The sequence below is a fragment of the Pseudorhizobium xiangyangii genome (genome assembly GCF_020531965.1).
Lineage (GTDB): Bacteria > Pseudomonadota > Alphaproteobacteria > Rhizobiales > Rhizobiaceae > Neorhizobium > Neorhizobium xiangyangii.
The window spans coordinates 76,198-97,821 of the sequence record NZ_JAJAWH010000011.1 but is presented as its reverse complement, the minus strand read 5'-3'; the positions used below and the strand labels follow the sequence as shown (position 1 = coordinate 97,821).

Annotated in this window: 22 protein-coding genes and 1 tRNA gene; 15 read left to right on the top strand and 8 right to left on the bottom strand. The window is 58.1% G+C overall.

All coding sequences use genetic code 11. From position 1 onward, the window contains the following. Window positions 1-16 precede the first annotated feature (16 nt). The 3 genes from rpsA to aroA all read right to left on the bottom strand — a co-directional run bounded on the left by rpsA (window position 17) and on the right by aroA (window position 3,879). Window positions 17-1,723, bottom strand: a complete 1,707-nt coding sequence (gene rpsA, locus LH464_RS11970) for a 30S ribosomal protein S1 (protein ID WP_226786610.1) — start codon at window positions 1,721-1,723, stop codon at window positions 17-19. Between the two features lie 153 nt (window positions 1,724-1,876). Continuing rightward, window positions 1,877-2,512 (bottom strand): (d)CMP kinase, encoded by a 636-nt coding sequence (gene cmk / locus LH464_RS11965; RefSeq protein WP_226786609.1) that lies wholly within the window; start codon window positions 2,510-2,512, stop codon window positions 1,877-1,879. After that, the gene (gene aroA, locus LH464_RS11960) at window positions 2,512-3,879 is read right to left on the bottom strand and encodes a 3-phosphoshikimate 1-carboxyvinyltransferase (RefSeq protein ID WP_226786608.1); all 1,368 of its coding nucleotides are present in this window, start codon (window positions 3,877-3,879) and stop codon (window positions 2,512-2,514) included. Before aroA ends, cmk begins: the two co-directional genes overlap by 1 nt. A 222-nt stretch (window positions 3,880-4,101) precedes the next feature. Between aroA and LH464_RS11955 the strand changes: the two genes are divergently transcribed. From LH464_RS11955 to LH464_RS11890, 14 genes are all read left to right on the top strand, one after another. Continuing rightward, on the top strand, window positions 4,102-4,491 hold the full coding sequence (locus LH464_RS11955) for a TIGR02300 family protein (RefSeq protein WP_226786607.1): 390 nt from the start codon (window positions 4,102-4,104) through the stop codon (window positions 4,489-4,491). Between the two features lie 147 nt (window positions 4,492-4,638). Next, window positions 4,639-4,714: transfer RNA gene (locus LH464_RS11950), tRNA-Ala, on the top strand. A gap of 286 nt (window positions 4,715-5,000) precedes the next feature. Continuing rightward, window positions 5,001-5,279, top strand: a complete 279-nt coding sequence (locus LH464_RS11945) for a hypothetical protein (RefSeq protein ID WP_226786606.1) — start codon at window positions 5,001-5,003, stop codon at window positions 5,277-5,279. Window positions 5,280-5,815: 536 nt separating this feature from the next. Beyond that, window positions 5,816-7,903, top strand: coding sequence for a hypothetical protein (locus LH464_RS11940; RefSeq protein WP_226786605.1), 2,088 nt, complete (start codon window positions 5,816-5,818; stop codon window positions 7,901-7,903). 293 nt (window positions 7,904-8,196) lie between these two features. Beyond that, window positions 8,197-8,766: a ribonuclease HI gene (locus LH464_RS11935; RefSeq protein ID WP_226786604.1), complete on the top strand. Its 570-nt coding sequence runs from the start codon at window positions 8,197-8,199 to the stop codon at window positions 8,764-8,766. An 87-nt stretch (window positions 8,767-8,853) separates the two neighbouring features. Beyond that, window positions 8,854-9,612, top strand: a complete 759-nt coding sequence (locus tag LH464_RS11930; RefSeq protein ID WP_226786603.1) for a Rha family transcriptional regulator — start codon at window positions 8,854-8,856, stop codon at window positions 9,610-9,612. Between the two features lie 113 nt (window positions 9,613-9,725). Continuing rightward, the gene (locus tag LH464_RS11925; protein WP_226786602.1) at window positions 9,726-10,127 is read left to right on the top strand and encodes a hypothetical protein; all 402 of its coding nucleotides are present in this window, start codon (window positions 9,726-9,728) and stop codon (window positions 10,125-10,127) included. After that, the gene (locus tag LH464_RS11920) at window positions 10,112-10,639 is read left to right on the top strand and encodes a virion core protein, T7 gp14 family (protein WP_226786601.1); all 528 of its coding nucleotides are present in this window, start codon (window positions 10,112-10,114) and stop codon (window positions 10,637-10,639) included. Before LH464_RS11925 ends, LH464_RS11920 begins: the two co-directional genes overlap by 16 nt. Window positions 10,640-10,789: 150 nt before the next feature. Then, the gene (locus tag LH464_RS11915) at window positions 10,790-11,662 is read left to right on the top strand and encodes a hypothetical protein (RefSeq protein ID WP_226786600.1); all 873 of its coding nucleotides are present in this window, start codon (window positions 10,790-10,792) and stop codon (window positions 11,660-11,662) included. Continuing rightward, window positions 11,656-12,033, top strand: coding sequence for an STAS-like domain-containing protein (locus tag LH464_RS24840; RefSeq protein WP_390624968.1), 378 nt, complete (start codon window positions 11,656-11,658; stop codon window positions 12,031-12,033). Before LH464_RS11915 ends, LH464_RS24840 begins: the two co-directional genes overlap by 7 nt. 37 nt (window positions 12,034-12,070) lie before the next feature. Then, window positions 12,071-12,568 carry a type II toxin-antitoxin system VapC family toxin gene (locus tag LH464_RS11905; protein ID WP_226786598.1) on the top strand — a complete coding sequence of 166 codons (498 nt, stop codon included), beginning with the start codon at window positions 12,071-12,073 and terminating at the stop codon, window positions 12,566-12,568. Window positions 12,569-12,759: 191 nt separating this feature from the next. After that, entirely contained in the window at window positions 12,760-13,134 is a 375-nt protein-coding gene (locus LH464_RS11900; protein ID WP_226786597.1) for a MarR family winged helix-turn-helix transcriptional regulator, read from the top strand. A gap of 117 nt (window positions 13,135-13,251) precedes the next feature. After that, a complete protein-coding gene (locus LH464_RS11895; RefSeq protein ID WP_226786596.1) occupies window positions 13,252-13,809 on the top strand; it encodes a recombinase family protein in 558 nt (185 codons plus the stop codon). A gap of 234 nt (window positions 13,810-14,043) precedes the next feature. After that, a complete protein-coding gene (locus LH464_RS11890; protein ID WP_226786595.1) occupies window positions 14,044-14,769 on the top strand; it encodes a hypothetical protein in 726 nt (241 codons plus the stop codon). A gap of 740 nt (window positions 14,770-15,509) precedes the next feature. On the opposite strand, the gene LH464_RS11885 is transcribed toward LH464_RS11890, so the two are convergent. Continuing rightward, the gene (locus LH464_RS11885) at window positions 15,510-15,800 is read right to left on the bottom strand and encodes a DUF2293 domain-containing protein (protein WP_226786594.1); all 291 of its coding nucleotides are present in this window, start codon (window positions 15,798-15,800) and stop codon (window positions 15,510-15,512) included. Beyond that, entirely contained in the window at window positions 15,797-17,068 is a 1,272-nt protein-coding gene (locus tag LH464_RS11880) for a tyrosine-type recombinase/integrase (protein WP_226786593.1), read from the bottom strand. Before LH464_RS11880 ends, LH464_RS11885 begins: the two co-directional genes overlap by 4 nt. Window positions 17,069-17,420: 352 nt before the next feature. On the opposite strand from LH464_RS11880, the gene LH464_RS11875 reads away from it, so the two are divergent. Continuing rightward, entirely contained in the window at window positions 17,421-18,680 is a 1,260-nt protein-coding gene (locus LH464_RS11875; RefSeq protein ID WP_226786592.1) for an alpha/beta hydrolase, read from the top strand. 6 nt (window positions 18,681-18,686) lie between these two features. Here LH464_RS11875 and LH464_RS11870 read toward each other — a convergent pair whose 3' ends face one another. Genes LH464_RS11870 through LH464_RS11860 form a run of 3 tightly spaced genes read right to left on the bottom strand, consistent with a single transcriptional unit; the run spans window position 18,687 to window position 21,616 of the window. Beyond that, a complete protein-coding gene (locus LH464_RS11870) occupies window positions 18,687-19,691 on the bottom strand; it encodes an ABC transporter ATP-binding protein (RefSeq protein ID WP_226786591.1) in 1,005 nt (334 codons plus the stop codon). Between the two features lie 24 nt (window positions 19,692-19,715). Then, complete coding sequence (locus tag LH464_RS11865) at window positions 19,716-20,780, bottom strand: Gfo/Idh/MocA family protein (protein WP_226786590.1); 1,065 nt, start codon at window positions 20,778-20,780, stop codon at window positions 19,716-19,718. Further along, window positions 20,777-21,616 (bottom strand): carbohydrate ABC transporter permease, encoded by an 840-nt coding sequence (locus tag LH464_RS11860; protein WP_226786589.1) that lies wholly within the window; start codon window positions 21,614-21,616, stop codon window positions 20,777-20,779. The genes LH464_RS11865 and LH464_RS11860 overlap by 4 nt, the downstream gene beginning before the upstream one ends. Window positions 21,617-21,624: the final 8 nt, after the last annotated feature.

Below are 21,624 nucleotides of genomic sequence, written 5' to 3'. Positions count from 1 at the left end.
TCTGCAGTGACGTCGATTACTCGCCGTTGCTGCGGTTCTTCAGAGCTGCGCCGAGGATGTCGCCGAGCGATGCGCCAGAATCGGACGAACCGAACTGAGCGACTGCTTCCTTCTCTTCTGCGATCTCGAGAGCCTTGATCGACAGCATGACCTTGCGGTCCTTCTTGGAGAAGTTGGTGACGCGAGCGTCAAACACCTGGCCAACCGAGAAACGCTCCGGACGCTGATCGTCGCGATCGCGTGCCAGGTCGTTGCGGCGGATGAAGGAAGTGATGTCCTCGTGGGCAACCAGCTTCACTTCGAGGCCACCGTCGTTGACGGCGATGACTTCGCACGAAACGACAGCGTTCTTGCGCAGTTCGCCGGAAGCAGCAGCGTCGCCGACTGCATCCTTGCCGAGCTGCTTGATGCCGAGCGAAATACGCTCCTTCTCGACGTCTACATCGAGAACGACAGCCTTGACGATGTCGCCCTTGTTGTACTCCTCGATGACCTGTTCGCCCGGACGGTTCCAGTCGAGGTCGGAGAGGTGAACCATGCCGTCGACGTCGCCTTCGAGGCCGATGAACAGGCCGAATTCGGTCTTGTTCTTGACTTCGCCTTCGACTTCAGTGCCGGCCGGGTGCGAGAAGGCAAATCCCTGCCATGGGTTCTCGAGGGTCTGCTTGAGACCGAGCGAGATACGGCGCTTGGACGGATCGACTTCGAGAACGACCACGTCAACATCCTGCGTCGTGGACAGGATCTTGCCGGGATGTACGTTCTTCTTGGTCCAGGACATTTCGGAGATGTGGATCAGGCCTTCAATGCCCGGCTCCAGCTCGACGAACGCACCGTAGTCGGTGATGTTCGTAACCGTACCGGAGATCTTCTTGCCGATCGGGTACTTGGCCGAGATGCCATCCCACGGATCCGACTCGAGCTGCTTCATGCCGAGCGAGATGCGGTGGGTTTCCTGGTTGATTCGGATGATCTGAACCTTGACCGACTGGCCAATGGACAGGATTTCCGACGGATGGTTGACGCGACGCCAAGCCATGTCGGTGACGTGCAGCAGGCCGTCGATGCCGCCGAGGTCAACGAACGCACCGTAATCGGTGATGTTCTTGACGACGCCGTCAACAACCTGGCCTTCTTCGAGGTTCTGAACGATCTCAGAACGCTGCTCGGCACGGGACTCTTCGAGAACCGTACGGCGCGAAACAACGATGTTGCCGCGACGCTTGTCCATCTTGAGGATTTCGAAGGGCTGCGGGTTGTGCATCAGCGGAGTGACGTCGCGGATCGGACGGATGTCGACCTGCGAACGCGGAAGGAAGGCAACAGCGCCATCCAGATCGACGGTGAAGCCACCCTTGACCTGGTTGAAGATAACGCCTTCGACGCGCTCGCCGGCTTCGAACTTGACTTCGAGCTTGACCCAGCTCTCTTCGCGGCGAGCCTTCTCGCGCGACAGAACTGCTTCGCCGAGTGCATTCTCGATGCGCTCAACATAGACTTCGACTTCGTCGCCGACCTTGAGGGTGCCGTCTTTGCCCTTGACGCCGAATTCCTTCAGCGCAATGCGACCTTCGACCTTAAGGCCGACGTCGATGACTGCGACGTCCTTCTCGATCGCGGTGACGATGCCCTTGGCTACATAGCCTTCGGCCAGATCGGTCTGTGCGAACGATTCTTCGAGGAGGGCTGCGAAGTCCTCCCGCGTGGGATTAGATACTGCCATGAAATCTCCTGAGGTGTCCGTTTCGGACACGCATGCGCCGGTGGGTTCGTGTTAAACACGCTCGAAGCCCAAGCCCGCCTCATCTAAGAGGCAATCCGGCGCAAGGACTTAAGACCTTCGAGCCGAACTGACGCGCCGGAAACCGGCAGATCGTCAGTTCTTTTTCAAGGCAGCATCGATGAGGTTCTTCGCCGCCCTAAACGCGGCCTCTATACTCATTTCCGAGGTATCAAGCAAGTGCGCATCGTCCGCCGGCTTCAGCGGGCTGTCGGCGCGGCCCATGTCGCGCTCGTCGCGCTTACGGACGTCTGCAAAGATGGCGTCGAAATCCGCCTCGCCACCCTTAGCGATGATCTCGTCATAGCGGCGCCTCGCCCGCACCTGAGGCGAAGCCGTCACATAGAGCTTCACGGGCGCCTGAGGGCAGACAACCGTACCAATGTCCCGGCCATCGAGGACCGTGCCGGGCTCGCGCTGCGAAAACATGCGCTGGGCCTCCACCAGCGCCCGACGAACGGCTGGCATGACGGCAATCTTCGATGCTGCCTCGCCGATCTCATGGCGGGCGAGAACCGCGCGATCAAGCCCGCCGAGATCGACAGCAAGCGCCATCCTCTCAGCCACCGCCTCGTCGTCCAGCGATAGCCCCGCGTCCAGCAATGCCTTGGCCGTCGCCCGGTAGGTGAGGCCCGTGTCGAGATGCTGGAAGCCATAGGTTTCAGCAATCTGTCGCGAAAGCGTGCCCTTTCCCGCCGCCGCAGGCCCATCGATGGCGATGACGAGGCCCATCAGGCCGCCCTGCTCTCGACTGCTTCGATCCGGGCGCCCAGCCCCGTCATCAGGTCCATGAATTCCGGGAAGCTGGTGGCGATGATGCCCGCATCGTCGACCGTTACCGGATGCTCCGAAACGAGGCCCATGACGAGGAAGCTCATCGCGATGCGGTGGTCGAGATGCGTGACGACAGCCTTGCCCGACGCATCGCCATAGCCCTTGCCGTCCGGACGGCCGCGAACCACCAAAGTGTCTTCGCCTTCGTCGCAGTCGACGCCATTGAGCTTCAGTCCGTCTGCAACGGCGGACAGTCGATCGGACTCCTTGACCCGCAGTTCCTCGAGGCCAAGCATGGTCGTCGTGCCGTCCGCAACGGCGGCGGCAACAGCCAGTACCGGATACTCGTCGATCATCGACGGCGCCCGATCCGCCGGAACGGTCACACCCTTCAATTGCGAATACTTCACGCGCAGGTCGGCAACGTCCTCGCCGCCAGCAAGCCGCGGGTCGAGGATCTCGATGTCGGCGCCCATTTCCTGCAGCGTCAGGATGAGGCCGGTGCGCGTCGGGTTCATCAGCACGTTTTCGATGGTCACGTCCGAGCCGGGCACCAGCAGCGCCGCGACCAGCGGAAATGCGGTCGAAGACGGATCGCCCGGCACATCGATCACCTGACCAGTGAGCTTGCCACGGCCTTCCAGCCGGATGGTGCGGACGCCCTCGGCGTCCGTTTCCACGGTCAGGTTGGCCCCGAAGCCCTGCAACATCTTTTCCGTATGGTCGCGTGTCATCACCGGCTCGATCACCGTGGTGATGCCGGGGGTGTTGAGACCGGCGAGCAGCACGGCCGATTTCACCTGGGCAGACGCCATCGGCACGCGATAGGTGATCGGATTGGGGATGGCAGGCCCGCGCAGCGTGACCGGCAGGCGGTCGCCGTCGGCGGATTTCACCTGCACGCCCATCTCCCTTAGCGGATTGAGGACACGGCCCATGGGACGCTTCGTCAGAGACCCGTCGCCGATGAAGGTGCTGTCGAAATCATAGACGCCGACCAGACCCATGGTCAGGCGGCATCCGGTGCCGGCATTGCCGAAATCGAGCGGTGCCTCCGGCGCAAGCAGCGCACCATTGCCGGTGCCCTGGATGATCCACTCGTTGCCGACCTTGTCGATCTTTGCGCCCATGGCGCGCATCGCCTTGCCGGTATTGATGACATCTTCGCCCTCGAGCAACCCGGTGATGCGGGTCTCGCCCGAGGCCAGGCCACCGAACATGAAGGACCGGTGCGAAATCGACTTGTCGCCTGGAATGCGAACGGTGCCTCTAAGGTTCTCGGATTGCTGCGAGCGGGCCGGCTTCAACGCGACACCATGCGACATGGCTAGTCCTTCTATTCCTCGATATTGAACGTGCGGGCGTCGTTAGCATAAAGCGGAAAGCCGGTCATCCAGCGATTTCGCTACCGCACGAGGCAGCCCTGCAAGTTTACCTTTGACAGGAAACAATGCAGGCCTTATGGGGACCGGCTAGTTTTTTCACCCGTTGACAGCCGCTCCGGCGGCAAGCCGACCCTGATCGGCCATTCTCACGAGGCTTTCACAGTGGCAAAAGCGGAACTCGGAACCAAACGTACCGACCCGGATACCGGCAAGAAATTCTACGACCTCAACCGCGACCCGGTGGTCTCCCCCTATTCCGGCAAATCCTGGCCTCTCTCCTTCTTCGAGGAGAATACGGCCCAGATGAAGATGGAGCAGGCCGAAGAAGAGGAAGTGCAGGAAGTCGATGCCGAGAATCCTGACGTCGAACTGACGGCCAGCGATGACGGCGACGACGCAGCCAGCGGCGACGACATTCCCGATGATATCGGTGATGACGACGTAGAGCTGGACGGCGACGACGACGATACCTTCCTGGAAGCTGACGAAGACGATGATGACGACGATATGTCCGGCATTATCGGCGTAGCCGGCGACGACGACGAAGTCTAATCATCTCACAAATGCCCGGCGGATCGATAAAATTCGCCGGGCATACGAATTTGGCTTGCACTCTCCAAAAACCGGAAGTAATAAGCCGCCACTCCGGGCGAAACCCTCGGGGTTCCCAGACCGGACAGAATTCCGGACCACCCTGATGGGGCTATAGCTCAGCTGGGAGAGCGCTTGCATGGCATGCAAGAGGTCAGCGGTTCGATCCCGCTTAGCTCCACCAACTCTTCTCTTAACGAGAATTCCCTTTTAAAATCAGTCGCATACGATGTTTGCATTTTTCGGTGCGTACCCCAGCGCGTACCCCATTTACGTACCCCGCGCCATAAACGTCTCAGTGTAGCTGATGCAGTGCCCGCCTAAGGAGCCCCCAGCAGGCATCACGGGCGGCTAGGCGTGACCGATGGTTTCCTACGGTCCTCCTCATATTCTCGCTCGTGGTCCCTGTTGGAGGCTCCGCTTCCTCGTCTTCCCTGAGGGGAAGGCGCAGCGCGAACAAGGGACACACCATGCGCAACATCATCATCCGCATCACCGAAGCAGCCCAGGCCATAGCCATGGATTTCCGCGATGCCTGCTCCCGTCACGTTTCACTGAACATCGGCGGTGACATGCCTGGGCTTTTCGTGAAGGTGCCGTTCACCTCGGCTAGCGCCTGGGTAGAGTGGGGCACTCCCCATGCTGGTTACGGCACCAATCGGGAAAGCGAGACGGAGCTAGAGTTTTTCCTCGGGACCATCCGAGGCGTCCTATCGATCGAGAAGAAGACCGAGGTGGCAGGCCATTAAACACCTAAGCGCCACAGCTTGATCGATTACCACCCACCTTAGACCTCTCGCAAATCGGCGGGTCGTCGAATTACCCCTCACCATAGAGTTTCTCATAGCGGCTTCGGTCCTGAGCAGCTCCTCCCTTGGGTCACCCTCGGCGGTCCTTCCCGGACGCTGGCGGTGGCCCTTTCCATTTCTAGCTACTGTGCACAGGAACAACCATGACAAAACTACCGGGATTGACCCGACAAGATGACCGCCCATCCGTGGGTGGAGCGAACCGAGGCCGCGTCCAGGTTCGGAACCCCATCAGGGATGTAGCCTTGCAACCCCAGGCTCGCCCGGTGGATACCTATAGCCGACCTCAGGCCCCCAACTCGGGGCCGAATGGTCTCCAGCAGCTAGCCGAAGCTCTGGCCCAAGTGAGTCCATCGCTCACCAACTTTCTCGATACGTCCGCTGCCAAAGCGCAGAAGGATGCCGAGGACCGAGCCAATCGCCGCATCGGTGGGATGAGCTTCCAGGATGCCCGCGATGCCGTGAACAGTGGCAAGATGACCGAGATGGACAATCCCTGGTTCAAGGCTGCATTCATGAAGCAGTACGGCGAACGCCTCGCCTATGAGCGGGTGAATGAGCTGTCCGGCGAGTATGAGACGAACTTCGACAAGGACAACGGTGATCTCGATGGGCTCATCCGTGAGCGCACCGCTGGCGACTTGGAGCAGTACGGGAAAGACCCGCACTTCACCGGAGCCTATAACAAGGTCATGGATGGTTTCGGTGCCCGTGCGGGAACAGCTCACGCCCAATACAAGACCGAGCAGGTGAAGCAGGATACCGTCAGTGGGGTCTATGACACCTTCCACGGTGAGGCCACTACGCTCCGTGCTGATGGCAAGAGCCCCCAGGAGATCGTCGGGGCGCTCCGGGGGAAATACGAGGGCAACCGATCGCTGCTTCATGTGGACTACAAGGAGCAGGACAAGGAGATGGTCCGGCTGGCCGAAGCGTTCGCCGATAAGGGTGACCAGGAGATGGTGGATGCCATCCTCAACTCTGAGCGGCGGGGAGCTGATGGCACCGCACTGGGCACCCTAGGTTCCAACCGGGAGTTCCAGGCGGATGCCGTTCGTATCCAGAACGCAGCCAAAAGGCAGAACCAAGAGCAGACCGAGGAAACCACTCGGGATGTTCGCATGGACTTTTGGGACAAAGCTAGGCAGGGCCAACTCGACCGTGAGGAGCTGATGGCTTGGCATAGGGGAAACCCAGGCGCATTCACGGAGGCCCAGGCTCTATCTCTGATCAACCAGAACGACACCTACAACGAAATCCAGGCGAAGGAGCTGGCCAAGGCCGAACAAAAGATGGTCCTGGAAAGGGCCGCTGTTCAAGCCGAGGAGGACGTAACCACCCGTAACGTCGAGGCGGTTACCAAGGGCATGGGCGCTTACATCGAAGAAGCTGTCATTCCTACCAAGACCGGCGAGACTAAGACGCTCTCCGTCGAGGACCAGAAGAAGGCAGTGGCCAAGCGCCTTGTCGAACAGACGGAATGGCTTGTCGAGAATAAGAAAGCCACCCCTGAGCAAGCCTTCGGGATGCAGGTGGAAACCTTCTCGGTTGGCAACTTGACGAACCCGAAGTGGGAAGAGGCTCTCAGAGGTGGGCCTGTGGCCGCGACCCAGTTCACGCTCTCGGGCGGGGAGGTTCCGCCTCAGCTAGAAGATGGGGTAGATGTGTACATGAGGCTTCATTCGGCTAACCCGAAGCTTCTCGATACGCACATCAAGGAAGGAGCTACACGCGACTTCTACGAGGCGTACAGGGTAGCCACGCAATATCTCAAGCTTGCGCCTAAGCAGGCCATGCAGATGGCGATGATGCAGACCTCCGACCCCGAGCGGGCCAATTCTTCGGGCCTCCAGTCACGGCTTGGTGAGATCGATGCCCACATTAACGATATCCGCTACGGCGCGGCATGGCACACTCTATACAGGGACACTAAATCGCCGTCCAACCGGGGTTACATCGCCTCTGAGGTGAGCCGCCTAGGCAAGTTCTACGTACAGACCGGGATGGAGGCCGGGGATGCTCTGAACGAAGCTAAGGAGCGGTTCATCCAAACCCATACGGCTGTAGGCGGGAATTTCGTTTACACCGCTGGTAAGGACGTGCCGCCCGACTTCGGGAAGCTCGCTACTTACGCGCTTGCGAAATATGCGGAAGACTTTGGGGAAGTCGAAGGTCTTGACCAGGACGACCTAACAATACGTCCAGCGACCAACGGGAACGGGTGGATCATTGTCCACCAGATGGGACAATATCCGGTCGAGAACGCGGCGCGGGCTAACGTTAACCTCCGCTCGCTTTGGCAACTAGACCAAGAGCGCCAGGAGAGGATGAAGCAGGAGATTATCGAAAAGCAGACCCAAGCGCAGAAGGATGGCTCCATCAATAAGACCGCGATGGATGAAATTCTGCCGCCTGTGAAGGGTGGGGTGTTCAGTGGCACTCGGTTCGATGAGATCAACAAGGGCCCCGAGACCGTAGACCCTGATGATCTTCCTAACCGTACGCCGTGGATTGACGGCGTCCTACCTCCGTTGAAACGTGGCATCCTCAGCGGCAGCGAGTAAACACCGTATGCCCTGCATACTGCGCGCCCCTCGAAGGCGTCTCGAAGGTCCTAGGTGTTGCTGGGGGCTGGCCCAGTGCAAGCAGTTCTTCCAACAGGAAGTTCGCACGGTGGCTCGGTTGCTGCCATTCCAGAACCTCAATGAGGTTGCTCAGCTTCTCTCGGCATCCATCAGTCCGCGAGACCCACGGCGGTAATCACCTCACGTCAACAGACACCACACCCTCGGTCCAATCGGGCCGGGGGTTTTTCTTTTCCAGCGCCAATGCGCAATCAACAACCGATAGGAAAACCATGACAACCACAGCTTCCCCCGATCTCTCCGCTGTCACAGCAGGCCGTCACTACGCCATTTTCACCGATGGGTCGTGCCCAGGCAATCCGGGACGCGGCGGATGGGGTGTCCTTCTCCAGCTCCGTGAGGGTGACCGAGTTATCCGGCAGGCTGCACTCGCGGGCTACCAGCGACCGGAGACGACCAATATTCGCATGGAAATGACCGCAGTCCTCAAAGGACTTTCTGCGATCTCCAAGGAATTAGCGACACCGGCCTTGGTCGTGACTGACAATGAGATGATATTCAAGGCCATGACCTCCGCCAGCTTCCCAAGATGGAAAGCTGCTGGCTGGTTGAACGGCTCCAAGCCCCTTAAAAATGGCGACCTATGGGAAGCCATAGACATAGCCATGGGCACTAGGGTCGTCCACTGGCAATGGGTTCGCGGACACGCCGGTCATCCTCAGAATGAGATTGCCAATGTGCTTGCCACCAACGCGGCAGCTGGCCGGTACCGAGGGGACGGCCGAAGTGTTCGTGAAATGCATCATGGCTTGTTTTTCGAGGAGATGAGCGGGGGAGGTTGATTACCACCCACCATAGGAGGGGAAGCTCTCCCCCGCCCCCCAAACATTACTTATGCATGGTCCGTGCTTCGCTTGCGTTCCAGCCCCATGACCAACAGCATCACCCTCGTAGCCTCAACCGTCTCCATGAAGAAGGGGCAGGCCGTCTGTAACAGCCGCGCTTTGGCTGATGTCTTTGAGAAGCGGCACGATAACGTGCTTCGTGATATCGATAACCTGCTGGCCTTGATTTCGGGTTCCTCAAATCTGAGTGGCCTATTTTTCGAACGCTCGGACCACCATCCACAAGCTCGTAAGATGGTCCGCTCCTTCGACATGACCAAGGACGGCTTCACGCTATTAGCGATGGGCTTCACTGGCCCAAAGGCTCTCCAGTCCGGCAAGCCCATGACCAACAGCCGCGATGTGGCCGCGCTGTTCGGGCGGCTTCATAAGAACGTGTTGCAGGGTATTCAGAACCTGGAATGCAGTGAGAATTTTAATCGGCTGAATTTTCAGCCCATTGAATATTACGACGAAAGGGGGCGGCTCAAACCCTCCTACAACATGACCAAGGACGGCTTCACGTTCCTCGTCATGGGCTACACCGGCTCCCTCGCTGCTCGCTTCAAGGAAGCCTACATCAACCGCTTCAATGAGATGCGCGCGGACCGCTGTGCCATCAGTCAGCAATTACCCCTCACCATAGGAGGGAGCCTCTCCCCCGCCCCCCAAACATTACTTATGTATGGCTCCAGGCCAGCCCCCCCCCCCCCCAACAATCCCCCCATCATCCTCATCCCACAGCGCAACGCTCATCCATTGAGCGAGGCATTCTGTATGCGACAACTGCAAGGATTTTCATGAACCCCGCACCAGCCATCCCATATCGACTAGCTGACCTCTCAGTCCGACCATCGGTCCCGGAGGATGTTGCCTATCTCGCCCCAAGGCTTCGAAACGAAGACCTCGGGAGCGTCATGGCTTCCGGCTCACCATCCGCCGAAGCTGCGCTTAACAGCGTACTTACCCATTCCGACCTCTGCCTGACCGCCGAGGATCAATCCGGCAATCCGGTTCTAATGTTCGGTACTGTCCCTAATCCGAGGGACGACACCGTGGGTCACCTCTGGTTCATCGGCAGCGACAACCTCGACACCTGCAAGACCTCGCTACTCAGAGAGGCCCGCCAGTTTGTTTCTGTGTTTCTTCGTAAGTACGCCATCCTCTCCAGCTTCATCGACTGCCGGGCTCCGGTACGGAGGCGTTGGTTGCGGAGCTGTGGCTTTGAGTTCGTCGGTGCGATCATCGGCCCTGGTCCCGGCGAGCATCCCTTCCAAGAGGCCATTAAATTTAGGAATGACCGATGTGTAATCCACTAGCACTTCTAGGCGGCGCGTTGGGTGTTCTACAGACTGGCATGGGGTTTGTAGGTGCCCAGCAGCAGGCCAAGGCGCAAAACGATATGGTCCGCGAGAACCAGAAGGCCGCTAATGCCAACCTCGTCAGGGAATATGCCGACGTTCAAACCCGGCAAATCCAGGAAGAGGATGCCACCGCAGTCCAGAAGCAAGACCTCTCCCGTGAAGCCCGAGCCGCCCGAGCCACTACCATGGCCGCTGCTGGTGAAGCTGGTGTCGCCGGTCTCTCGGTCGATGCTCTGCTAGCGGACGTTTACGGTAAGGAGGCCATGGCCAAGGACCGCATCTCGCAGAACAGCGGCTTCATCACGCAGAACCTCAGCCGAGAGATGGACGGCCTCAAGGCGAAAGCTAAGGACCGCATCAACTCCATGCCTTGGGCAACCGGCCCTAGCCCCTTTGCGGCCGCTTTGAAGATCGGGGGTATCGGGCTCGATAGCTACTCCAGCTATCAAAAGCGGACCCCGCGCTGATGAATTGTGCTAGCGATGCCGACCCGAGGTGCAAGTTCAGAAAGTAGTGTATGAGCTACCACCGAACCGAACCGCCCCGAATAGTGGGTTTGCCCCCGCGTCCCAAATCGTCATAATGGTGTTGCGGTCGAGACATGATGCGGGGCTTGCTTGGAAAAGGTCGTGATACCATTTGGGGCGTACCAGCTACGAACCGAGGCTAGCAGTATTGAAGCCCTTGCCGCTCTGCATGCTGCGCTATCACCCTATTCAGCCGCCGAAATCAAAATTGATTGCACCAAGCTCGGATGGTTCGATGCACACCTTGCCGCTCCTTTCATGACGGTCATGAACCATAGTCGTACCCAATCAAACAGTATATCTCTTACCGGGCTCGCGGATAATGTTAGTCTCATCCTGCGGAAAAATGGGATGCTCGCGCGCAAAGCCGAAGACTCTTACCATACGACCATTCCGGTGACGTCATTCGGATTGGATGAAGAGATCGAATTTGCGGACTACTCCAGGAAGCATCTGGCGCGGCGAGAAATGCCAAGGATGTCTCAGGCCCTCGTCGGCAAATTCTTTGAGGGTTTGGACGAGCTATTTGCGAATTGCGCGCTACATTCGAAGTCAGAGATCAACGTAGTGGCTGCTGGTCAATTCTTTCCACGGGCTGAGCGGCTTGCGTTCGCGATCTCCGATGGAGGGCGGGGCGTTGATGGCTCACTCCGAGCTTCGGGCATCACATATTCTTCGCCGGAAGATGCGATAGATTGGGCAATGCAAAATAACAATACGACCCGCCAGGGCTATGTGCCAGGAGGGCTTGGACTAAAGCTCCTGCGGGAGTTCATCGCGAAGAATAACGGCAAGCTAATGGTAGCTTCAAGTGCCGGTCTTTGGACGCAGACGGGAACGCGCTTAACTAAGGCTAGAATGCCCAAACCTTTTCCGGGAACGGTCGTTATAATGGAGATACTGACATCCGACAGGAACGTGTACGACCTCAAAGCGTCCACCGACCACCGCAACATATGGTGAAGACGATGCGAAACGTAACAGTACCAATCTCTTCCATAGTGGGAGGAGGAATATGTGTATCAGCTACGGATGGGCACAAGGTCTATGAGCATGTTCGGAAGGGCGTTCTTGATGGAGATCGAGTCGTGCTTTCATTTTCGGGCATCACTCGAATGACTACGGCATTTCTTAATGCAGCAGTAGGTCAGCTTTACGGTGAATTCTCAGAAACGATTATAAGACAGCACTTAGCTGATCCAGTCGATTTTGAGCCTTGGCACATTAGCCGCTTGAGGCTCGTTGTGGATCGAGCAAAGGAATATTTTCGGGACACGACGCGAGTGGAGAAAGCATTCGCTAGCAATGCGGGACACCATGCCGACGATATTTGACGCTAAGAAGAGCTGCTCGTTTTCTGGTCGCAAAGTAATGTTCGACACCAACGTGTGGATATTCATTGACGGCTATGACCCGCGCCAAAAAGCCTACACGAGCTGCTACAGTGATTTCTATCTGTCCCTCTTGAAGAGCGACAACACAATTGTTGTGAACGATTATGTTCTGGGGGAATACTTCAATCGGGCTTGCCGTATCCAGTACGACCTCAAGTATGAGGACGACCCTCCGAAAAGACATTTTAAGCGACGAAGGCAGGGCGAGGACTTCAAAGAGTTTATGGAGACCGTCCGGGACACTTGTCTTGGTATTCTTGATCACTGCGAGTATGAGCCCGCTGTCCGAACTGATTGCTTGATGGCAGAGTTCATCACGGAGGCTGGAAGCGGCACGATTGACTTCTCGGATATCATAATAAGAGAGCATTGCCTGGCAAACGATTACGTCCTTGTGTCAGACGATGCTGATTTTGCGGATTGTGGACTGGACTTCGTGACTGCAAACCCGAAGGTTCTGGGCAAAACGACCTAAGTCTTTAATTCCCGAAAAAATCCGAGGCGGCAATCGATAGTAATGCTCGGGCGCGTACCCCCGTGCCCCTAGGGGCGCACGGAATAGCTCAGGCGGGCGCATAGGCGCGGCTACCGCCCCCATCACCAATGTTCAAGTCTTGACCTTGCGCCGCCGCCCTGCATCTTTCCAGTCACGCATAAGGGGCACCAATGGAAACGATGACGGAACACCGAGTGATGCCGAAGCGCATCCGTGGGCTACGTGAACTGTTCGAGCGGCTTGAGGTTTTCCGTGAGCTTCGTTCCGAGATGCCGATGCAGACAGCCTCGGTCTTCCTGGCCATTGCCATGCGGCAGGGGCTCTTGCAGCGCGACCTCCCCGACATACTGGGCCTTAGCCAGTCGTCCATCTCCCGTAACGTTCACGCGCTATCGGCCAACAACCGCCATGGGAAACCTGGGCTCGGCCTCGTCATCCAGAGAGTGGGACCATTGGGTGCAAAGTCGCCCGTGCTTCACCTCACGAAAGCGGGCAAGGCGTTCGCCGCACGTTTGATGGCTGGTGATGCCACCGCTGTCCGATAAGGTATAGCCACTGCGGACGTCGACGCTGGAGTTTAATCCGTCCGATATGAGTTGACATCTGAGTTATGAGACACTATTCCGACTTCATCTTAGACCTTATCGGACAGAAGGTGTCTCATGAAAATCGGTTACGCTCGCGTCTCCTCTACTGGCCAGAATGAAGCAGCCCAGGTGGACATCCTAAACCGCCATGGAGCGGAAGAGGTGTTTATCGAGAAGGCCAGCGGGACCAGCAGAGACGGCCGTGCAAAGCTAGCTGAGGCCATCCGTTTTGCTCGTAAGGGTGACGCCCTGGTTATTACGCGCCTCGATCGTCTAGCCCGCTCTGTGCCCGATCTCCATGCCATCGCCCAAGAGCTACAGGCAAAGGGCGTGGACCTCATTGCCACTGAGCAAAACATCGACACCACGACGCCCACCGGACGCCTCATGTTCAACATGCTGGGCGCGATTGCTGAGTTTGAGACCGACCTCAGGAAGGAGCGCCAACTCGAAGGTATCGCCAAGGCCAAGGAGGAAGGACGCTACAAGGGACGCCCTGTGACGGTGGATGGCGAGGCCATTAGGGCGGCTTTGGCCTCTGGCGACAAGCCAATGGCGGTGGCCAAGCGGTTCAACGTAGCGCGCTCTACTGTTTACAGGATGGTGGCCGAGCCAACTCGAGCCGACGTTTAATCTGGCGATACGCCTTTGTCGGGGTGTCTACTTGTTTTCGACAGTGGCACTCAGAAAAGATGTGTGCAAAGTGTGGTGGGTTGCCCAAGAAATAGAGGGGCAGCCAGTAGTGGTTTATTGAAGAACACGGGCGGACGCGCAATGGGGGCAAGGGGGGTCGGTCGCCTATGGGCCATCAAGGTATCTCACGTTATACGATGGTCACTCCTGGCCAAGGTCGGGACGACTTCGGCTATGAAGTTGACTGTCCTCATTCCCTTGGTTGGTTTCTTCCTTCTTTTCAACCAGTACACGGAGAGCCTGCTGACACTGCCTAACTTTCTTAGGGAGGACCTAGGATTACAGTCAGGTCCGTCACTGTCACCGCGAAACCTTTATTACACCTATTTCGGGCTGTGCTTCCTCGGCGTGGGGTCTTTTCTCTTTGCGATTTTCTGCCCCCGCGAAATCGGAAGCGAACCCAATATCGATCGATACGTAATCAACGCGCCATCGATCAACGCGCCTGTCATTGCAAAAGACGACTTTCGGACACTCCTTGACCTTAGATTTTCCGGACTGCGATCATCCGACGACGATGCAGGAAACACCCCTGATTTCCCTGATGAGCTAGGCTCTGAATTTCATGGGCTTATGGAGGAACTTTATAAAGCCGTCGATGATGATGTTGATGGTGCCCCAGAAGTGATGCTGGGCAGCGGATATCTAGACTTTACTAAGCTTGCGCGGTCGATCTGGAACAACGTCCGTGCACAGTGGGTCTGGACCCAGCCGTTTTACTCGGCAGCCCCGAATTTCGCCCGTGACATCGCTTTCGTCAAATATCGGTTCCTTGATTACACTCGGTTCCGGATGCGTCTAGCTGTCGCATTAGTCTACCTAGTCGGCTTCCTACTACTGCTAAAGCCAACGCTACATGCGACCGCGCTTCTGGCTCTTGCTTGGCTCCAAGCAGGCTAGGACCTTAAGTGCGCAAGCCAATCTCTCAAGCCGTTCAAGTGAGTGTGATAATGAAATCACGCCGCCGCTGCTGCATATGCTTTGGTCTTCATCGAGACATGACGATGAAAAGGGGGCAGATCGCTCATCTGGATAGGAACTCAGAAAATCCAAATGAAGAGAACTTGGCCTATCTGTGTCTCGATCATCACGATCAGTACGATGGAACCACGCGGCAGAGTAAGAACTACATGGTGGCAGAGGTGAGGGCGTATCGAGACGAGTTGTACGCCGACATCGACGTTTACTTTGGGCTTGGGGGCGGTGTCATTGGACGAGCTTGGTTATGGCTATTGGATAGGACCGCGAGGCGCTTACGATGAAAATCACCGGGCACTACATTCGGCTGGACGGCCACAGTGCTGAATTGCACGTTAGCAGGTCTCGATTTCACCCTGATCGCTTTCATGTCCAAGGCCTAGCATTGTGGGGTGAAGATCGACCTTACGGCCCCAATATGGGCGACTTGGAGTTTTTCGCCAATCTAGATGGGAGTGTCCTCGAACACGAGGAGCCCAGCCAACCGGGGCACAAGCTAGTGCTCTCTTTTCAAGGAGAGGTACTAGACGTGACGGAAGTGAATGCGCATGGGCTTTATGGTATGAACGTGAGTTTTGGTGGCCGCTATAAAAGAGCCAACCCTGTGACGAGTCTTTGGGGCACATTAACTATGGCATTGAGGCGCTTGGTCACAGGCTAGATTATGAGCTAACGCAAGTTTTCCATATCCCCAGCATCGCCTCAACACGCGGCTGGACACGCTTCCGGGCTTCCTCTCTGTCCACCCCATGCAGTAATAGGGTCTCATATTCCGTCATCTGGTGACGCAAGAGGCCGTCCATGGTGATGCCTACTGCGCGGCCTAGCTTCACTCCGGGCGTCCATTTCTTGCCTGAGACTTCCTTGGCCAAAAACTCCACGGCGAACTCCGGGCAACCTGGGTGTTTCTTGCGTATATGACGAGCAACGAGATCAGGCGGAAAGACCGTCATGCCGCTGGGGGCTCCGAGGGGAGCTTCACGGCCTCGACACACTCCCTAGCCTGCTCAATCGCCGGACCAGCAGAATACACACCGAGCGTCATCCCTTGCCGCTTGTGGCCTACCACCGCCGCGATGATGCTTTCCAGCTGGCCCGCGCGCTCCGCTTTGGTGATGAACCAGCGGCGGAACGAGTGGAAGTTAATCAACGACCGTCGCCGTCCATCCAGTTCCTCGCGAACACCAATCGAACGAGCATAGGCCGTAAACTGGTTTGAGGTTTTGAATGATCGCTCCCGCTTAGTTTCTGCCTTCTGCGGTCCCGGCCACTCAGGAAAGAACGGGTCATCCGGGTTTCTATCTTTAGTCCGTCGCTCGACTATTTCCGTTAGGTCGGAATGGATAGGACATAGCCGCTCTGTTTTTTCCTTCTTCTGCGGCTTGAAGACAAACACACCATCGTCCCGGCAATCCTTCACCCGCAAACACACGATGGGGTCTAGGCGGCATCCCGTGAGGGCAGCGATACGCATAAGGTCATGCATGGCTTGCGTGGCGTCACCCTTAAGCAACCTCACCATCTCCTCATCGGTAAAGGGGCGTTCTTTCTCGTCATGCGCCACAGGGGGAGGAGCGAGGGCCAATCCTCGCCATACATCCACAGGCACCTCCTCCCGCTTCTCCAGCCATTGCCAGAAGCGGGAGAGGCGGTTGATGTATTTATTCAGGGTGACCGGGGAGAGCCTTGGCTCCAATGCCTGAAGGTCGTCCACGAAGCGGATTGCGGCCTTCTTAACCGGGAACGATTGCAGGAAGGGCTCCACATTGTTCTCATCGCACCATCGTTTCAGAAGCTTAATGGCGCGCTCATCATCACCCTTTGTACGCGGCTTGACGTTGAGCTGAGCCATGTACTGTCCGTGAAATTCATCAAGCGGGGTAGCTTTCCCAGCAACCATCTTAGCGAACTGCTGCGCCTGCCTCACCTTGCTTGGCTGAAATAGGGGCTCCTCTTCGCCTGTGATCGGGTCAACATCAACCCCCACAGGTTTCCCCAGGACGGCATCAATCGTCACCGCAACACCGGCATCGATTGCGTCCACCTCTCGGTCACTCTCGGCTCTTCTGAGCTGGCGGCGAAACTCGTTTGCAATGGAGCGCAAATCGGAGCCACCATCACCATCTAACGCTTCCGCTATACGGGCGCGCATCTCATTCACAATCGGCCATTTGAGCTGATTAGCGATAGTCAGGCTGTCCGTGTTCAGTGAATGTTTCAAGCGAGAAGTGCCAAGCTTCACATGGAGAGACTTCGGAACAGCGACGGTTACCCGCCACTTACCTCTATGCTGCTCCAAATACTGACGGTCGTTTCCTGCTGGTCTAGCCACTCGCTGCGTACCCCATTTCGTACCCCGTTGACGTACCCCACAGGCGTTGATATACCGCATAAACACTGATTTTCAACGGATAAATTTGATGGCAGGTTACTCCCCGCTTAGCTCCACCAAATCCCCACATGACGTTCTTATCGTTCATATTCTGCAACAGCCGCGAACTTTGGCGACTTCGTCATTGAAGTCATGTCTGCAGGGCAATTGACTTTTCCGCGCCATCCTTCTGAATGGGCGGATGGCAATTGTATCTCGCCCAGCCGCCCGCGTTCGAGCGGCCATTCTTCCGCTCCTGCTTGTGGCGAGCCTCGCAGGCTGTGCCGGAAGACCCGAGGGCGTTCTGATTCCGACCGCTGCAGCAGCGACACCTGCTGGCCAGAAGGTCGATATGCTGGTGGCAACGACCCGGCTACCGTCACAGACGCCGGGTATCCTGTTCTCCGGCGAGCGCGGTGATCGGCTGGAAATCACCGACATTGCCATCTCTATTCCGCCGGAGGCCAATCGCAAGGTCGGCGAGGTTCAGTGGCCGAAGCGGCTGCCTGCCGATCCCTCCAAGGAATTCGCCACCCTGCGCGTGACGCCCGTAAAAGATGAAGTCGAGGCCCGCGGCTGGCTCGACCGGCACCTGCCGCCCAGCAAGCGCGTGCTCGTCTTCGTGCATGGCTTCAACAACCGCTACGAAGACGCCGTCTACCGGTTTGCACAGATCGCCCATGATTCTGGTGCCGACGTTGCGCCGATCCTCTTCACCTGGCCGTCACGCGCCTCGATCTTCGACTACAATTACGACAAGGAAAGCACGAACTATTCCCGCGATGCGCTCGAAGAGATGCTCGGTGCCATCGCGGACGATCCAGAGGTCGGCGAGATCACGGTCATGGCGCACTCTATGGGCTCATGGGTGACGGTCGAAGCGCTCCGGCAGATGGCGATTCGCGACGGCCGCGTTGCCCCGAAGATCCAGAACGTCATCCTCGCCTCGCCGGACCTCGACGTCGATGTCTTCGGGCAGCAGTACAGGACGCTCGGCGCCAACCGGCCCGACTTCACCCTGTTCGTTTCCCGCGATGACCGGGCCCTGCAACTGTCACGGCGAATTTCGGGCAATGTCGACCGGCTGGGCCAGGTCGATCCGACGGTTGAGCCCTATCGGACGAAGTTTGAGAATGCAGGCATTTCCGTTATCGACCTGACGGCGCTGAAGGGTGGCGACCGGCTGAACCACGGCAAGTTCGCGGAAAGCCCCGAGGTCGTCCAGCTGATCGGGACCCGTCTTCTCGCCGGCCAGACGATCACCGACTCCAATGTGGGTCTGGGCGACCGTATAGGCGCCGTAGCGCTCGGCACGGCGCAGACGGTGGGTGGGGTGGCAACGGCCACGGTCAACGCGCCAATCGCCGTCTTCGACCCGCAGACGCGCCGCAATTACAACGAGCACCTGCGGCGAGTCGGGCGTTCGTTCGAAAACACCATTGTCTCGACAGTGCCGGAATAGGCACCGCTAGCCGAAGATCGTCCGGCCGTTCTCGTCAAAGCGATGCATGTTCGCCTTGTCCGGCGTCGCAAAGACGATGTCGTCGGGCGCGTAAGGGTGCTCGCCAAAGAGCCGCACCGTGACGAGACCCGCGCTTTCGGTATCCATGTAGACAATCGTGTCGGCACCGAGATGTTCGACATGTTCGACCCTGCCCTTCCAATCGCCGCTCTCCGAAGAGAGGGTGATGTGCTCGGGGCGGATGCCGATCGTGCTGGCACCCGGCTCGTTCAGTCGCGATGCCTCGATCAAGTTCATCTGCGGCGAGCCTATGAAGCCGGCGACGAAAAGGTTGGCCGGCTTGTTGTAGAGCTCCATCGGCGAGCCCACCTGTTCGATAGCCCCGGCGTTTAACACGACGATCTTGTCGGCGAGCGTCATCGCCTCCACCTGGTCGTGCGTCACGTAGATCATCGTCGCCTTGAGGCGCCGGTGAAGTGCGGCGATTTCAAGCCGCGTCTGGACACGCAGAGCCGCATCGAGGTTCGACAGCGGCTCATCGAACAGGAAGAGTTTCGGTTCGCGTACGATGGCACGGCCGATCGCGACGCGCTGGCGCTGACCACCGGAAAGCTCCGCGGGACGACGAGCGAGATAGGGATCGAGAGACAGCATGCCGGATGCCTTGGCGACGCGGGAGTTGATCTCCGTCTTCTCGGTTCCGGCCTGCTTCAGGCCGAGGCCCATATTGTCCTTCACCGTCAGGTGCGGATAGAGCGCATAGGACTGGAACACCATGGCGATGCCGCGCTTGGCAGGTGGGGTGTTGATGACCTCCGCTCCATCAATCCGCACGCTGCCGGACGTCGCATCCTCCAGTCCGGCAATGACGCGCAGAAGCGTGGACTTGCCGCAGCCCGAGGGGCCGACGAAGATGACGAACTCGCCATCCGTTACCTCCAGATCGATGCCCTTCAGCACCTCGTGATCCCCGAAGGCCTTGCGGATGGATTTCAGTTGCAGCGAACCCAAGGGCGTCTTCCTTAAAAAAATGGCTTACAGGATCACGGGTGCGCCGGTGCGCACACTCTGATCGGCCGCAAGGCAGATACGCAGCGACTGAACGGCGTCGTTCATATGGCGGTCGAGATCGATGTCTTCGCGGATAGCCTTGAGCACGTAGGCCTGCTCTAGATCGCAGAGATCCTGGTGACCCGGCTCACCTGCCATGGCGAGATCCTCGTCGGGCGACAGGAACCTCCCGCTCGGCCCGGTTTCGGCATTGTGGACGCGGATCACCGAGGTCTTTGTGTGGGTGTCGATGTCGTCCGACTTGGCGTTTGGATCCATGACGATGGAGACCGAACCCTTCGGCGACATGACGTCCTTCACGAAGAAGGCGGTCTCCGAAATCATCGGCCCCCAGCCGGCCTCGTACCAGCCGACCGAGCCATCCTCGAACATCACCTGCAGGTGGCCGTAGTTGTACATGTCCGGCGCGACCTCGTCCGACAGGCGCAGGCCCATGCCGCGGACCTGTACCGGCTTTGCATCGGTGATCTGGCACATGACATCGACATAATGCACGCCGCAATCGACGATTGGCGAGGTGGTCTGCATCAACGCCTTGTGCGTTTCCCAGGTGGGGCCGCTGGACTGCTGGTTGAGGTTCATGCGGAAAACGTAAGGCGGACCGAGCTTCCGGGCCTCCTCGATCAGCCGCATCCATGACGGATGGTGACGCAGGATGTAGCCTATCACCAGCTTGCGTCCTGCGGCCTTGGCAGCCGCCACGACGCGCTCGGCATCGGCAACGGTCGTCGCCAAAGGCTTTTCCACAAAGACGTCGCAGCCGGCCTCGAACGCCATCACGGCGTAGTCCGCATGGCTGTCCGAATAGGTGCAGATGGCGCAAAGGTCCGGTTTCAGCTCGGCGAGCGCCTTCGGAAACGACGGATGGATCGCGTAGCCCCTCAGCTCCTCCGGCAGCGCCACTTGCGAACGGTTGACGAGGCCAACGATCTCGAAGCCGGGATTGCTGTGATAGGCGAGCGCATGGCTGCGTCCCATGTTGCCAAGGCCGGCGACGAGAACGCGAACAGGCTTGTTTTCTGAACTCACTTCACAGCTCCGGAAGTAATGCCGCGGATAAGCTGCCGCGAGAAGATGACGTAGAGAACCAGGACCGGCAGGATGGCGAGAGATAGCGCCGACAGAACCGCATTCCAATTCGTGACATACTGACCGATAAACATCTGTGCACCGAGCGTGATCGTCTTCGTTGCCTCACCTGGCGCGAGGATTAGCGGGAACCACAGATCGTTCCAGATCGGAATCATGGTGAAGACCGCAACTGTCGCCATGGCGGGACGCACCAGCGGCACGACAAGACGGAAGAAGATCGCGTATTCCGACAGGCCGTCTATCCGGCCGGCATTCTTCAGGTCGTCGGAGACCGTTCGCATGAACTCCGACAGAATGAAGATGGCCAGCGGCAATCCTTGCGCGGTGTAGACGAGGACGAGCGCCGTCAGCGTATTGACCATCCCCGTTGCAACCATGCCCTGCAGGATCGCTACCGTACCGAGGCGGATCGGGATCATGATACCGAGCGCGAGATAGAGACCCATCAACGTGTTGCCGCGGAACCGGTATTCCGACAGCGCGAAGGCCGCCATGGCGCCGAACAGCAGCACGAGTGCGATCGATACGACGGTCACGATCATGCTGTTCTGGAAATAGCCGAAGAAATCGCCCTGCTTCAGGACCGTTTCGTATCCGACGAGGCTGAAAGTCGAAGGCGTCGGGAATGCCATCGGATCACGGAAGATCGCATTGCGGGTCTTCAGCGAGTTTACCAGGGTCAGGAATACCGGAAACAGAGCGATGACCGTATAGCTGATCAGCGCCAGATGAATCAGGCTGTTGCGGAGAATCGAAGAACGGGCTTTCGACATATCCTCGC